Below are 14,794 nucleotides of genomic sequence, written 5' to 3'. Positions count from 1 at the left end.
GCCGAAGGACGAAGAACCGCCCGCCGAGACCACCGGGGCCTCGACGGGCGGTTCACCCGATCAGAGCGATCAGGACCAGCAGGACTACCGGAACTGCCGGGACGTCACGGGTAGTTGACGACGTACCGCTGCTGCGTGGCCATGTTCGCCGCGCCGCCGATGCCGTTGATGACGTTGTCGATCGTGCCGACACCGCCGAGCGACACCGTCACCAGGTCGTGCATCCGCACGCCCGGCCGGTTGGGCACCTCGAAGCCGTTGGCCGTCCGGATGCTCGGGTCGGCCTGGTTGAACGAGTACACCCCCATGCCCCAGCCCTCGTGCGTGGTGACGTGGTCGGCCACCTTGTACCCGGCCCAGCCGAGCTGGGAGCCGTTCATCCACGCGGCCTGGTTCGGCGGGTCGTACGGCAGCTCGTTCTGGTAGAAGTACGTGCGGCCGCCGTTGCCGTTCCACACCGTGTTGTACTGCTGGTAGTGCTCGACGAACAACCCGTAAGCCGTCACGTTGTCGCCGTTGACGATGACGCCGTTGCGGCCGGTGTTGGCGTTCCAGCCGGTCGGGCCCGTGCCGTGGTCGGCGCGCCACACCCAGGTGTGGTCGATGATCACGTTGTCCGAGTTGACCTCCAGCGACACCGTCGCCTTGCCCGCCTGCGGACCGCCGACGCGCAGGTACACGTCGTGGATCGAGGTCGGGTTGGCGGCGTGCGAGGCCGACGAGTTCGCCGGGCCCAGCTGGAGCAGCACGGGGGAGTTCTGCACACCGGCGTCGACCAGGAAGCCGGCCAGCTTCACGCCGTCCACATCGGACACGGCCATCGCGGCCTTGCCGGTGTCGGGGGACAGGGTCGCCAGGCCCAGGCCCAGCACCACGGTGTTCGGCCGGGTCACGTTGATCGTGTCGGTCAGGTGGTGCACACCGGGCGTCAGCAGCAGGTGCTTGCCCTGCGCCAGCGCCGCGTTCGTCGTCGCCACCGGGGTCCCGGGCTTGACGATGAAGAAGTCGGCCAGCGAGAGGGACTGGCCGGCGGGCGCGCCGGACTCCCAGCTGGTGCCGCGGGCGTTCTGCCGCACCGCCGGGACGAACACCTTGTACTCGCCGTTCTCGAAGTACAGGAACGGCTTCTCGCGCACGACCGGCGAGGTGTCGACGGTGGTGTGCGAGGGGTTGGGGAAGTGCTGCGCGGGCGCGCCCTGCGTGCCGACGAACACCATGTTCCACACCGAACCGCTCCAGCCGCCCGCGAGGTTGCTGTTGCGGGTCAGGAACTGCTGCTGCGAACCGGACACCGCGACGCCGTCGATCTTGCTGTCCACGATCAGACCGCCGGACGCCCAGCCGTCGCTGCCGTTCCACAGGTGGATCTGGCCGCTGAGGTGCATGCGCCGGTAGGACGCGGCCTGCGAGACGGCCCACCGCTCGATCTGCCCGGCGGGCAGGTTGACGTGCAGGTTCTCCGCCTGGCGCCAGAAGTTCTGGGTGGCGTTGCCCAGGTTGTTCGGGTTGTCGCCCTGCTGCAGCCAGTCCGCCTCGACGCGCACGTGGCCGTTGAGCCGCACGTCGTCCGGGCGCAGGCCGAGGCCCGCGACCTGGGTGTAGAAGCGGAGGTTGACGTCCGCGTCGTACACGCCCGGCTTGTACAGCACCGCGTACCGCTCGGTGCCGAACTGGTTGGTCTTCATCTGGGTGGAGATCTGGTTCAACCGGTTCTGCATCGCGACCCGGTCGTAGCCCGGCCCGTAGACCAGCACGTTGGGGCCGAAGTCGGGGTTGCGCGGGTCGGTCGGCGGGATGACGATCCCACCGGTGGTCTCGGTGTTGACCGCCACCTCCCAGAGCGAGTAGCCGTAACCGGTGGCGCGAGCGGTGCCGTGGACCCGGACGTAGCGGCCGGAGCCCGCGATGGTCAGGTTCTGCACGCCGCCCGTGCTGGTGGTGGTGGAGTAGGCGTTGTTCCAAGTGGAGCCGTTGTCGGACAGCTGCACCTGGAACGACCGGCCGTACGCGGCCTCCCAGGTCAGCGTCACGCGGCAGACCTGCTGCGTGGAGCCGAGGTCGACCTGGACCCACTGCGGGTCGGCGAACGCGCTGGACCAGCGGGTGCCGGTGTTGCCGTCGAAGGCGGCGGCGGCAGGGGTGCCTCCGTTCTCGGTGGACGACGCGGTCGCGGGCCGGTTCAGCGCGACGTTGGTCGTGCCGCACTCGGCGGCCTGCGCGGACTGGGTGATCACGGGGCTGAGCACCGCGGCGAGGCCGAGCGCCAGCGCGGCGGTCAGCACCCGTGACAGGGAACGGGGAGAGCTCATGGTCCTACCTGACGAGGTAAGGGGCACGAGATGGCCCGGGAGCTGTGCCTCCGTGGCACCGGAGGCGCTGAGAGAGCGCTCTCTCGGAGCGTAACGCCGATGTTGCGAAGACGTCAACGAATGGACGTCAGGCGGACTCCCGGACCACCAGCGAGGGCTCGAAGATCACGGATTTCGGGCGCAGTCCCGGTTCTTCCACCTGTGCCAGCAACAACCGCGCCATCCCGGCCGCCATGTCCTCGACCGGTTGCCGGACGGTGGTCAGCCGCGGTCGGCAGACCAGCGCGGGGTTGCTGTCGTCGAAACCGATCAGCGCCACGTCGTCCGGCACGCGCCTGCCGTGCTTCTGCAGCACCAGCAACGCCCCCTGCGCCATCAGGTCGTTGGCCGCGAACACGCCGTCGATGCCGGGGTGCTCGGCCAGCAGGCGCTCCATCGCCGCCTCGCCGCTGCCGGAGGTGAAGCCGCCCTCGGCGATCGGGACGTACGGGAAGCCGTGGCGCGCCATGGCGTCCCGGAACCCGGTCAGCCGGTCCTGCGACGCGGGCACGTCCAGCGGTCCGGCGATCGTGGCGACCTGCGCGCAGCCGCGGCGCACCAGGTGGTCGGCGGCGAGCTTCGCGCCCGCCTGGTGGTCCAGGTCGACGTAGCTGATCGGCACCGGCCGGGCCGGTCGGGCGAACAGCGCGGACGGCAGCTCCGCCTCCACCAGCCGGGACGGCAGCGGGTCCTCGGCGTGCGTGGAGACCAGCAGCGCGCCGTCCGCGCTGCCCTGGCGCAGGAACGCCAGCACGTCCTCCCTGGCCCGGTCCGTGTCGGCGACCATCAGCACCGGGTGCACGCCGCGGGTGCGCAGGAAGCCGAGCACGCCGCTGGCCACCCGGCCGAAGAACGGGTCGGCGAACACGCGGGCGGCGAACGCGTCCTCCTCGCCGGGCTCGCCCGCCCCGGACACCACCAGCGCGACCGTGCCGGACCGCTTGGTCACCAGCGACCTGGCCGCGCGGTTGGGCGCGTACCCGGTCTGGTCGATGGCCGCGCGCACGACCTCCTGGATCTTCCGGTCGACGTTGCGGGTGCCGTTGATGACCCGGGAGACGGTCGCGCGGGACACGCCGGCGACCCGCGCCACGTCCTCCAACGTCGGCGGGGTCGTCGGCGGTCTGCTCATGCGGGTCATTCTGCCACGCGGTGGAGAGCGCTCTCCGGGATCACCGCCGCGCCGTCAGCGGCGTGTCACCGGCCGACCGCCCGACCAGCAGCGTGAACCGGCCGGGCTCGACCGCCCACCCGTCCGGGGTCCAGTGCCGGTAGGCGCTCTCGGGCACCTCCAAGTCGACCTCGACCGCCTCGCCGGGCTCGGCGGTCACCTCGGCCCAGCCGCCCAGCCAGCGCGCCGGCCGTTCCACCGCGCTGCCCGGCCGCGTCACGTAGACCTGCACGACCTCGCGCCCGGCGCGCTCGCCGGTGTTGCGCACCCGGACCCGCACGCCGGACGCGGTGCGGGTGGCCTGCTCGTACGCCCAGGTCGTGTAGCCGAGGCCGTGGCCGAACCAGTAGGCGGGCCGGACGCCTGCCCGGTGCCACCCGCGGTAGCCGAGGTGCAGGCCCTCGTCGTAGCGCAGCACGCCCCGCTCCGGCGTCACGTTCGACACCGGCAGGTCGCGCTGGTGGGCCGCCCACGTCGTCGGCAGCCTGCCGCCGGGCTCGCGGGCGCCGAACAGCACGTCGGCCAGCCCGTGCCCGGCCTCCTGGCCGGGGAACCAGGTCAGCAGCACCGCGGCCACGTCGTCGCGCCAGGGCAGCTCCACCGGGCCGCCGGAGTTGACCACGACGACCGTGCGGTCGTTCACCGCCCGCACCGCGCGGACCAGCTCGTCCTGCCGGCCGGGCAGGGCCAGCGACGTGCGGTCGAAGCCCTCGCTCTCGATCTCGTCGGTGGTGCCGACGACGACCACGGCGACGTCCGCCACGCGGGCCATCCCGACGGCGCGCGCCAGCTCGTCGGCGTCGCTGAGCCGGGGCGGGTCGGCGGCCAGGACGGTCGCGGTGCCGGTGTGCTCGCGCAGCTCCCGGCGTGCCACGAGGTCGACGGTGGCGCCCGCTTCGAGGTGCGCGGTGGCCTGCCGGTAGGGCGGGGTCAGGTGGATGACGGCGGGGTCGTCGGTGTCCAGCGGCACGTCCTCGTCCACCAGGCGCTCGCCGGCCACGTCCAGGGTGAGGCGGCCGAACCCGGCGACGGAGATCAGCCAGTCGCCGGTCGCGTCCACCGTGAGCCTGCCGCGCACCTCGACCGTGCGCGCGCCGTCGACCAGCGGGACCTCCAGGACGCGGCCGAGGAACCGGTGCTCGGCGGCCAGCTCCGCGCCGTCCGCGTCGAGCAGCCGGACCAGCACGCCGGGCTCGTCGCTGTGCGGGTGGCGGGCGTTGGCGGTGGTCAGCGGGGCCGGTCGGTCCTCCAGCCGGACGCCGGCCGTGTGCACGACCTCGGCGACCTCGGTCAGGCCGTCCAGGAAGGACACGACCGACTCCGGGTAGACGCCCGCGCTGCCGCCGCCCTGGATGCGGGCGGTGGCGGCGTTCGGGCCGAGGACGGCGACCTTCGCGCCGGGGGACAGCGGAAGGGCGCCGTCGTTGCGCAGCAGCACGGTGCTCGCCGCGACGGCTTCGCGCAGCAGCTCCAGCGGGGCGTCGACCTGCGGTTCCTCCGGGGTGGAGCCGTTGAGCGCGCCGACCCGCTCGGCGAGGCGGAGGAGGCGTTCGACCTTCGCGTCCAGGGCGCTCTCCGGCACCTCGCCGCTCTCGACGGCCGCGGCGAGGTCGTTCCAGGGGCTCTCGGGGCCGGGCATGGCCAGGTCCTGGGCGGCGCGCGCGGACGGCGCGGTGGAGCGGATCGCGCCCCAGTCGGAGACGACCAGGCCGTCGAAGCCCCAGGCGCCCTTCAGCGGCTCGTCGAGCAGGGGGCTCTCCGACATGGTGGTGCCGTTGACGCCGTTGTAGGCCGACATCACCACCCACACCCCGGCTTCGACGGCGGCCTCGAAGGGGACCAGGTAGACCTCGTGCAGGGTGCGTTCGTCCAGGTGGGCGTCCAGCGTCATGCGCTCGGTCTCGGAGTCGTTGGCCACGTAGTGCTTGGCGGTGGCCGCCACGCCGCCGCTCTGCACGCCGGTGATGTAGGCCGCGCCGATCCGGCCGGTGAGCAGCGGGTCCTCGGAGTAGCACTCGAAGTGCCGCCCGGCGAAGGGGGAGCGGTGCAGGTTCAGGGTCGGGGCGAGGAGGACGTCGACGCCCTTGCGCCTGGCCTCGGCGGCCAGCAGGACGCCCAGCCTGCGCACCAGGTCGGCGTTCCAGGTGGCGGCGAGGGCGGTGGGGGAGGGCAGGGTCAGCGACGTGCTGCGCTCGTCCCACCCCTGGCCGCGCACGCCGATCGGGCCGTCGGACACCACGATCGGGCGAAGCCCGATGTCCGGCTCGTCGTGCGTCCGCCAGCCGGCGGCCCCCGTCACCAACCGGACCTTGCGCGCCACGTCCAACTTGCCGACCAACCGGTCCAGTGCCTCGTCCACCACAACCCCCTGCCTCGGAGAGCGCTCTCCCGCTCAGCCTCAGCCCCCCGAGCCCTTCGTGTCAACCACCCTGAACGTAGAACTCGGGGTACCGGAACGTAGGACACGCGGGACCTGAACGTACGACTCTCGCGAGAGTCCTACGTTCGGGAGGGGTGAGTTGAACGCTCAGGGAGCGTGGGGTCAGGCGATGTCGGCGCGGGCGGCCGGTTTGCGGGGGTCGGCGGCGCGGTCCAGGAGGGCGGCGACGGGGAGGGTGGCGGCGCCCACGGCGACGGCGTCCGGGCCCAGCCGGCCCAGGGCGATGGAGATCTGCTCGTACGGGTGGCGCAACGCGTGCGCGCGGGTGGCGGCGACGATCCGGTCCAGCTGGTGGGCGCCCAGCGCGAGGCCCGCCCAGCCGCCCAGCACGATCCGCTCCGGGTTGAACAGGTTCACCAGGTTCGCGATGCCGGCCCCGAGGTAGCCGGCGGTCTCCTCCAGCACCCGGGCGGCGGTCTTGGAGCGGGACGCGGTGTCGATCAGCTCGGCCACCGTGGCCTGGTCGTCACCGCCGGGCAGCTCACGGCCGCGCGCCTTGCGGTACCGGTCGAGGATGCCCTCCGCCCCGACGTACGCCTCCAGGCACCCCAGCGCGCCGCACCGGCACGGCCGGCCGCCGTAGACGATCGTCGTGTGCCCCCACTCGCCGGCCGAGCTGGTCGCACCCCGGTAGACGCCACCGTCGGTGACGACCGCCGCACCCACGCCGGACCCGATGAGCACTATGACGACGTGCCTCGCACCGCGCCCGGCGCCGAACCACATCTCGGCCTGGCCCTGCGTCTTCGCCCCGTTCTCCACGTACAGCGGCCACGCGGACTCCGACGCCGAGGCGATCAGCTCCTCCAGCCGCACGCCGTCCCACCCGATGGTCGGCGCGTGCACGACCGCCGTCGCGCCCTGCTCCACCGTCCCGGGCACCCCGACCCCGACGCCGAGCACGGTCGACGGCGGCACGCCCGCCGACTCGACCACCTCCCGGACCGACGACGCGATCAACGACGCCACCGCCGCGGGCGACGACGGCGACAGCGCGTGGTCGAGCGCCGCGAGCTGGGTCAGCGCCAGGTCGAACAGCTCGACCTTGATCCCCGTCTCGCCCACGTCCACCCCCACGACGTGGCCGAACGCGGGGTTGACGCGCAGCAGCACGCGCGGCCGGCCGCCGTCCGAGTCGACCGACCCGGCCTCGACCACGAGCCCGTCGTCCACCAGCTCGCCGGTCACGTTGGACACCGTCGCGGCCGACAGCCCGGACAGCCGGGACAGCTCGTACCTGCTCAAAGGCCCGTCGAAGAAGAGGGTCGACAGCAGGGTCGATCGGTTCTGCCGACGCAGGTCGCGGACGGTGGTGCGCTTCAGGGCCACGCCGCGAACCTTAGTTTGCGACTTAAAATTAGACTAAGTTTGTAACCTGTTCGTTATTGACGTGACTTGTCTCACCAGGGTTGAGTCTGCCTCGACACGAGGACGCCCCACGCGTCCCAACCGCGATGGCACCCGCGGTCCGCACTACCAGAGCGCTCGCCCCTCCCCCGCCCGACAAGGAGAACCCATGCGACTCAGGCGAATTTCCGCACTCGCCGTCGCGGCAGCACTGCTGTTCTCGGCAGCCTGTTCGACCTCGAACCCCGGCGCCAACACGGACAACGGGGGCGTGCTGAACGTCGGCATGCCCAACGGTCCGCAGACCGAGAACAACAACCCGTTCCTCAACACGTCCGCGGCCAGCTCCCTCGGCTACCGCCGGTTGCTGTTCGAGCCGCTGGCGATGGTGAACGAGACCGTGCCGACGGAGAAGCCCAAGCCGTGGTTGGCCACCGAGTGGACGTGGGCGGACAACTACAGCAAGCTGAGCCTCACCATCCGCGACGGCGTGACGTGGTCGGACGGCAAGCCGCTGACCGCGGAGGACGTGGCGTTCACCTTCGGGCTGCTCAAGTCCAACCCCGGCCTGAACGTCGACGGCGTGCCCTACGACGCGACCACGGTCTCGGGCAACAAGGTCGACGTGACCTTCCCGCGTTCGCAGTTCGTCAACCAGAAGAAGATCCTCGAACAGCTGATCGTGCCCAAGCACATCTGGTCGACGATCGCCGACCCGAACACGGACACGGTCAAGACCCCGGTCGGCAGCGGTCCGTACACGCTCAAGACGTTCACGCCGCAGACCGTCACGCTGGCCGTGCGCGACTCGTACTGGCAGGAGCTGCCGAAGGTCAAGGAGGTGCGCTACACCTCCTACAGCGACAACAACGCGCAGACCACCGCCCTGGCGACCGGCGCGTCCGAGTGGAGCTTCGTGTTCATCCCGAACTACGAGGCCGTCTACACCTCGAAGGACCCCGAGCACTACAAGCTCTACTTCCCGCCGGTGCTCGGCATCCACGGCCTGTGGTTCAACACCAAGGTCAAGCCGTGGGACAACGCGGCGCTGCGCCGCGCGGTCAACATGGTGATCAACCGCGATGACATCTTCACCCAGGGCGAGGCCGGCTACTTCTACCCGAAGGTCGACAACATCACCGGCATCCCGACGCCCGCCGGCACGTCGTACATCGCGCCGGAGTTCAAGGACGAGATCGTCACGGTCGACGTCGAGGCCGCGAAGAAGGAGCTGACCGACAACGGCTTCACCTTCGAGGGCGAGACGCTGAAGGACCCGTCGGGCCAGCCCGTCACGCTGAAGATGACCGTGCCGTCCGGCTGGTCGGACTACGTGACGAACCTGGAGATCATCAAGGACAACGTCTCCAAGATCGGCATCACGGCGACGGTCGACCTGCCGAACGCCGACACCTGGACCAAGGCGCTGGACACCGGTGACTTCCAGGCGGCGCTGCACTGGACCAACAACGGCCCGACGCCGTACGACATCTACGAGAACATCATGAACGGCGCGCTGTACAAGCCGATCGGCGAGGGCGGCATCAACGGCAACTACGGTCGTTACGAGAACCCCGAGGCGACCGCGCTGCTCAACGAGTACGCCAACGCCGCCGACGACGCCGCCCGCACCGCGGCCCTGCACAAGATCCAGCAGATCCACGTGCGGGACATGCCGGTCGCCATCACCTCGGCGGCCAACGCGGGTGGTCAGTACAGCACGAAGAACTGGGTCGGCTGGCCGGACCAGGCCAACCCGTACGCGCCGCTCCAGCCCACGCTGGAGAACGCGCTCGACGTCGTCATGCAGCTGAAGCCGGCCGCATGACGACCAGCACCGCACCGTCGGCCTCCGGGACCACTGAGGTGGTCCTGGAGGCCGATGGCCTGACCAAGCACTTCCCGGTCCGCAAGCGCGGGCGAGAGCTGCTGTCCCGGACCACGCGCTCGGTGCGCGCGGTCGAGGACGTGACGCTCAGGCTGCACCGCGGCCGGGTCACCGCGCTGGTCGGCGAGTCCGGTTCGGGCAAGTCGACGGTGGCCCGCCTGCTGGCGCAGCTCTACCCCCAGACCTCCGGGGCGATCCGGCTGCACGGCGAGCCGGTCGACGCCAAGGGCGGCAAGCGCTTCCGGGCGTACAGCAAGCGGGTCCAGATGATCTTCCAGGACCCGTTCGCCTCGCTGAACCCCGTGCACACCGTGCGCTACCACCTCACCAGGGCGTTGAAGATCCACGGCAACGCGGGCGGCAACGCGGCCGAGGAGGAAGAGGCGCTGGCCCACCTGCTGACCCGTGTCCAGCTCACCCCGCCCGAGCGGTACATCGACAAGTTCCCCCACGAGCTGTCCGGCGGCCAGCGCCAGCGCGTGGCCATCGCCCGCGCCCTCGGCGCCGACCCCGAGGTGCTGCTGGCCGACGAGCCGGTGTCCATGCTCGACGTGTCGATCCGGCTCGGCGTGCTGAACCTGCTGCGCGACCTCAAGGAGCGCCTGCACCTGGCGATCCTCTACATCACCCACGACATCGCGTCGGCCCGCTACTTCGCCGACGAGACCTTCGTGATGTACGCCGGGCGCGTGGTCGAGGGCGGCGACAGCGAGACCGTGACCCAGCGGCCCGCGCACCCGTACACCCAGCTGCTGATCGACTCCGCGCCGGACCCCGACCGGCCGGGCGCGGAGGTGAAGGACGGCGGCACCGGCGAACCGCCGTCGCTGATCAACCCGCCCGCCGGCTGCCGGTTTAACCCGCGCTGCCCGCACGCCATGAAGGTCTGCGCCGAACGGGTGCCGCCGCGGTTCGCCATCGGCGACGACAGCGCCGAAGGCGCTCCCGGGCAGCACTTCGCCGCGTGCTGGCTCTACGGCGAGGACCTGTCCGACGCGGACAGGGTCGAGCTGCGCCCGGTCGAGGCGCCGCCCCGGGAGAACAGCGCCGGGGCCGGGGAGGTGCGGTGAGCTTCCTCCTCAAGCGGATCGCGTTCTACCTGTTCACCGCGTGGGCCGCGATCACCATCAACTTCTTCATCCCGCGCGCCATCCCCGGCGACCCGGTGCAGGCGCTGATCACCCGCGCCCGCGGCCAGATGACCAGCGACGCGGTGCAGTCGCTGTACGTGCTGTTCGGGCTGGACAAGAACGCCAGCGTGATCGAGCAGTACTTCAGCTACCTGGGCCAGCTGCTGCGCGGCGACCTCGGCCTGTCGTTCACCTACTTCCCGTCACCGGTGTCGCAGGTCATCGGCGACGGCCTGCCGTGGACGCTCGGCCTGGTCGGCATCACCACCGTGCTCGGCTTCATCGTCGGCACGGCGCTGGGCACCGGCATCGGCTGGCGGCGCGGCTCGTGGGCCGACGCGCTGATCCCGGTGACCACGTTCGTGTCGTCCATCCCGTACTTCTGGCTCGGCCTCATCGCGATCGCCGTGCTCTCCGGGCCGGACAGCTTCTTCCCGGCCTCCGGCGCCTACGACAACGGCCTGGTGCCCAACCCGGACCTGCAGTTCATCGGCAGCGTGCTGCAGCACGGCATCCTGCCCGCGTTCACCATCCTGGTCTCGTCCATGGCGGGCTGGATCCTCTCGATGCGCAACATGATGGTCACGGTGGCCTCCGAGGACTACGTGACCGTCGCGCACGCCAAGGGGCTGTCCGACCGCCGGGTGATGGTGTCCTACGCGGCGCGCAACGCGCTGCTGCCCAACGTCTCCGGGTTCGCGCTGTCGCTGGGCTTCATCGTCGGCGGCACGCTGCTGGTGGAGATCGTGTTCTCCTACCCCGGCCTCGGCCTCCAGCTGTTCCAGGCGGTCGGCGCCAAGGACTACCCGCTCATGCAGGGCATCTTCCTCATCATCACGCTGTCCGTGCTGCTGGCGAACTTCCTCGCCGACGTGGCCTACCTCGCGCTCGACCCGCGCACCCGACGGGAGGGCTGAGCCGTGACCGTTGTTCCCACCACCGGCACGACGACCCCGGTCGCCGCGCCCGTGAAGCGCCGCCGGCTGCGGTTCGTGGCCAACCCGAAGGCGACCGTCGGCCTGGTGCTGCTCGGCTTCTTCGCCCTGCTCGCGATCATCGGGCCGCTGATCGCGCCGTACGACCCGTCCGGCCGCAGCAACGACCTGCTGCAACCGCCGTCCGGCGCGCACTGGTTCGGCACCACCCACCTCGGCCAGGACATCTTCAGCCAGGTCGTGGTCGGCACCCGCAGCGTCATCGTGGTCGGGTTCGTCGCGGGCCTCGTGGCGACCGTGCTGTCGATCCTGGTCGGCGTCACCTCCGGCTACCTGGCGGGCGCGGGCAGCGAGGTGCTGTCCGCGCTGTCCAACGTGTTCCTGGTGCTCCCGGCGCTGCCGCTGATGATCATCATCACGTCGACCCTGCCGGAGACCGGCACCTGGACCATCGCGCTGCTCATCGGCCTCACGTCGTGGGCCTGGGGCGCGCGCGTGCTCAGGGCCCAGACGCTGTCGCTGCGCGGTCGCGACTACGTCGAGGCCGCGCGGGCCACCGGTGAGAAGACCTGGCGGATCATCCTGTTCGAGATCATGCCCAACCTCACCGCGGTCATCGCCTCCGGCTTCGTCGGCACGGTCATCTTCGCGGTGACGCTGGAGATCACGCTGGCGTTCATCGGCGTCGGCGCGGGCGGCGACTGGAACTGGGGCACGGTCCTGTACTGGGCGCAGAGCCAGCAGGCCCTCGCGCAGGGCGCGTGGTGGTGGTTCGTGCCCGCGGGCCTGGCCATCGCGCTGCTGGGCACCGCGCTGTCGCTGGTGAACTTCGGCATCGACGAGTTCGTCAGCCCGCGGCTGCGCGGCGGCGGCAAGACCGACGTCAAGACCGCCGACGGCCGCACGGTCCGGATGCGCGTCGGCTTCACGCCGGTGCTCGGGACCGGGCCAGAGGGAAGGGAGGGGCCGTGACCGACGCGGTGCTGGAGATCCGCGGCCTGAACGTGGACTACGGCCTCGGCGACGAGGCCGTGCACGCGATCCGCGACGTCGACCTCACCCTGCACCGGGGTGAAGTCCTCGGCCTCGCCGGCGAGAGCGGCAGCGGGAAGTCGACCCTGGCCTACGGCCTGACCAGGCTCCTGCCGCCGCCGGGCGTGATCACGAGCGGCCAGGTGCTGTACCACCCGGACGGCGGCGACCCGGTCGACGTGCTCCGGATGGACCACGCCGCGCTGCGGAGGTTCCGCTGGGCGGAGACGGCGATCGTGTTCCAGGGCGCGATGAACTCGCTCAACCCGGTGCACCGGATCTCCACCCAGCTCACCGACGTGATCAGGGCGCACGACCCGGGCGGCAGCGCCGCCGCCCGGCTGGCCCGCGCCCGCGAGCTGCTGCACCTGGTCGGCATCTCCGCCGACCGGCTGGACAGCTACCCGCACCAGCTCTCCGGCGGCATGCGGCAGCGCGTGATGATCGGCATGGCGCTGGCGCTGGAGCCGAAGGTCGTCATCATGGACGAGCCGACCACCGCGCTGGACGTGGTGGTGCAGCGGCAGATCCTGCGCCAGCTGGTCGACCTGCGCGAACGGCTCGGGTTCTCGGTCGTGTTCATCACCCACGACCTGTCCCTGCTGGTCGAGTTCTCCGACCGGATCGCGATCATGTACGGCGGCCGCATCGTGGAGCAGGCGAACTCCGCCGACCTCTACCGCGACCCGCTGCACCCCTACAGCCACGGCCTGCTCAACTCGTTCCCCGCCCTGCGGGGGCCGAAGCGCGAGCTGACCGGCATCCCCGGCTCACCGCCGGACCTGCGGTCGATGCCCTCCGGCTGCTCGTTCCACCCACGCTGTCCGCACGCGATGGAGCGCTGCGGTGTGGAGGTCCCGGTGCTCGGCGTCCCCGCACCGCACGCGGGACCCGCCGACCGCACCGTGGCCTGCTGGCTGCACCCCGTTCACGACAACGGGTTCTGATCCCGTCCACGACAACGGGTTCCGACCTCCAGAGGAGTTTCCCCAAGTGGAGAGTTTCATCGACACCAAGGCGCCGACCGTCGGGCTCGACCCCGCGATCGACACCCTGCCCGCCTCCTTCCGCTGGGGCGTGGCGACCTCCGCGTACCAGATCGAGGGGGCGCACGACGAGGACGGTCGCGGACCGTCCATCTGGGACACCTACTGCCGGACGCCGGGCATGGTGCACAACGACGACAACGGTGACGTCGCGTGCGACCACTACCACCGCATGCCCGAGGACGTCGCGCTGATCGGCTCCCTCGGCGTGGACACCTACCGGTTCTCCGTCGCCTGGCCGCGCGTGCAGCCGGGCGGCAAGGGCCCGGTCAACGCGCCGGGCATGGCGTTCTACGACCGGCTGGTCGACGAGCTGCTGGGCAAGGGCATCGACCCGTGGGTCACGCTGTACCACTGGGACCTGCCGCAGGAGCTGGAGGACGCGGGCGGCTGGCCCGTCCGCGACACCGCCCACCGGTTCGCCGACTACTCGATGCTGGTGTTCGACGCCCTGTCCGACCGGGTGCGCCACTGGACCACGCTCAACGAGCCGTGGTGCTCGGCGATGCTCGGCTACTACGAGGGCCGCCAGGCGCCCGGCAGGCAGGACTTCGGCGCGGCCATCCACGCCGTGCACCACCTGCTGCTCGGCCACGGCCTGGCCACGGTCCGGATGCGCGAGGCTGCCACCGAGCCGATGGAGTTCGGCATCACGCTGAACATGAGCCACGCCAGCCCCGCCACCGACAGCGAGGCCGACCACGACGCGGCCCGCCGGGCGGACGGCCTGTCCCGCCGCATCTACCTCGACCCGCTGGTGCGCGGCCACTACCCGGCCGACGTGGTGGCGGACCTGGCGGCGCGCGGCGTGGAGATCCCGATCGAGCCGGGCGACCTGGAGACGATCAAGCAGCCCATCGACGTGCTGGGCGTGAACTACTACTCCAGCTCGAAGTTCTCCGGCGTGGACGAGGCGGGCAACACCGAGGACGCGGACGGCGTCCCGGTGTGCCGGGAGGTGCGCTTCGGCCGCCCGGTGACCGCGATGGACTGGGAGATCGTGCCCGAGGGCTTCACCAACCTGCTGGTGCAGATCGGCGAGGACTACCCGGGCGTGCCGATGGTCATCACCGAGAACGGCGCGGCGTTCGACGACGAGGCGGACGGCAGCGGGTTCGTCCGCGACGACGACCGCACCGCCTACCTCGACTCGCACATCGCGGCGGTGGCCAAGGCGCGCACGGCGGGCGCGGACGTCCGCGGCTACTTCGCGTGGTCGCTGATGGACAACTTCGAGTGGTCCTACGGCTACGACAAGCGGTTCGGCCTCGTGCACGTGGACTACGACACCCAGGTTCGCACGCCGAAGAGCAGCGCGCTGTGGTACCGGGACACGATTCGCCGCGTCCGCGGCAGCTGAGCTGGTCAGGAGGGGCGTCCTGCGGTCGTGACGCGGGACGCCCCTCCTTCGTGCGCGCGAACCACCACGACGCGCGCGAAGCCGGTGGGTCGGGGAG

At 71.2% G+C, this 14,794-nt stretch carries 10 protein-coding genes; 6 read left to right on the top strand and 4 right to left on the bottom strand.

Features of this window, described 5'->3' with window-relative positions; translation table 11 throughout:
- Window positions 1–104 precede the first annotated feature (104 nt).
- The 4 genes from AB0F89_RS33920 to AB0F89_RS33905 all read right to left on the bottom strand — a co-directional run bounded on the left by AB0F89_RS33920 (window position 105) and on the right by AB0F89_RS33905 (window position 7,288).
- On the bottom strand, window positions 105–2,309 hold the full coding sequence (locus AB0F89_RS33920) for a discoidin domain-containing protein (protein ID WP_367130013.1): 2,205 nt from the start codon (window positions 2,307–2,309) through the stop codon (window positions 105–107).
- Window positions 2,310–2,436: 127 nt separating this feature from the next.
- Entirely contained in the window at window positions 2,437–3,480 is a 1,044-nt protein-coding gene (locus AB0F89_RS33915) for a LacI family DNA-binding transcriptional regulator (protein WP_367130011.1), read from the bottom strand.
- A gap of 40 nt (window positions 3,481–3,520) precedes the next feature.
- Window positions 3,521–5,878 carry a glycoside hydrolase family 3 C-terminal domain-containing protein gene (locus tag AB0F89_RS33910; protein ID WP_367130009.1) on the bottom strand — a complete coding sequence of 786 codons (2,358 nt, stop codon included), beginning with the start codon at window positions 5,876–5,878 and terminating at the stop codon, window positions 3,521–3,523.
- Between the two features lie 183 nt (window positions 5,879–6,061).
- Window positions 6,062–7,288: an ROK family protein gene (locus AB0F89_RS33905; RefSeq protein WP_367130007.1), complete on the bottom strand. Its 1,227-nt coding sequence runs from the start codon at window positions 7,286–7,288 to the stop codon at window positions 6,062–6,064.
- A 187-nt stretch (window positions 7,289–7,475) separates the two neighbouring features.
- Between AB0F89_RS33905 and AB0F89_RS33900 the strand changes: the two genes are divergently transcribed.
- The 6 genes from AB0F89_RS33900 to AB0F89_RS33875 are packed head-to-tail and all read left to right on the top strand — an operon-like array spanning window position 7,476 to window position 14,697.
- Window positions 7,476–9,134: an ABC transporter substrate-binding protein gene (locus AB0F89_RS33900; protein ID WP_367130005.1), complete on the top strand. Its 1,659-nt coding sequence runs from the start codon at window positions 7,476–7,478 to the stop codon at window positions 9,132–9,134.
- Window positions 9,131–10,264 carry an ABC transporter ATP-binding protein gene (locus AB0F89_RS33895; protein ID WP_367130003.1) on the top strand — a complete coding sequence of 378 codons (1,134 nt, stop codon included), beginning with the start codon at window positions 9,131–9,133 and terminating at the stop codon, window positions 10,262–10,264. The genes AB0F89_RS33900 and AB0F89_RS33895 overlap by 4 nt, the downstream gene beginning before the upstream one ends.
- Entirely contained in the window at window positions 10,261–11,241 is a 981-nt protein-coding gene (locus tag AB0F89_RS33890) for an ABC transporter permease (RefSeq protein WP_367130001.1), read from the top strand. Before AB0F89_RS33895 ends, AB0F89_RS33890 begins: the two co-directional genes overlap by 4 nt.
- Before the next feature lie 3 nt (window positions 11,242–11,244).
- Window positions 11,245–12,231: an ABC transporter permease gene (locus AB0F89_RS33885; protein ID WP_367129999.1), complete on the top strand. Its 987-nt coding sequence runs from the start codon at window positions 11,245–11,247 to the stop codon at window positions 12,229–12,231.
- Window positions 12,228–13,238: an ABC transporter ATP-binding protein gene (locus tag AB0F89_RS33880; RefSeq protein WP_367129997.1), complete on the top strand. Its 1,011-nt coding sequence runs from the start codon at window positions 12,228–12,230 to the stop codon at window positions 13,236–13,238. Before AB0F89_RS33885 ends, AB0F89_RS33880 begins: the two co-directional genes overlap by 4 nt.
- Before the next feature lie 46 nt (window positions 13,239–13,284).
- Window positions 13,285–14,697, top strand: coding sequence for a GH1 family beta-glucosidase (locus AB0F89_RS33875; protein ID WP_367129995.1), 1,413 nt, complete (start codon window positions 13,285–13,287; stop codon window positions 14,695–14,697).
- Window positions 14,698–14,794: the final 97 nt, after the last annotated feature.

Source organism: Saccharothrix sp. HUAS TT1, assembly GCF_040744945.1.
Lineage (GTDB): Bacteria > Actinomycetota > Actinomycetes > Mycobacteriales > Pseudonocardiaceae > Actinosynnema.
This window is presented reverse-complemented; position numbering and strand designations above follow the sequence as displayed.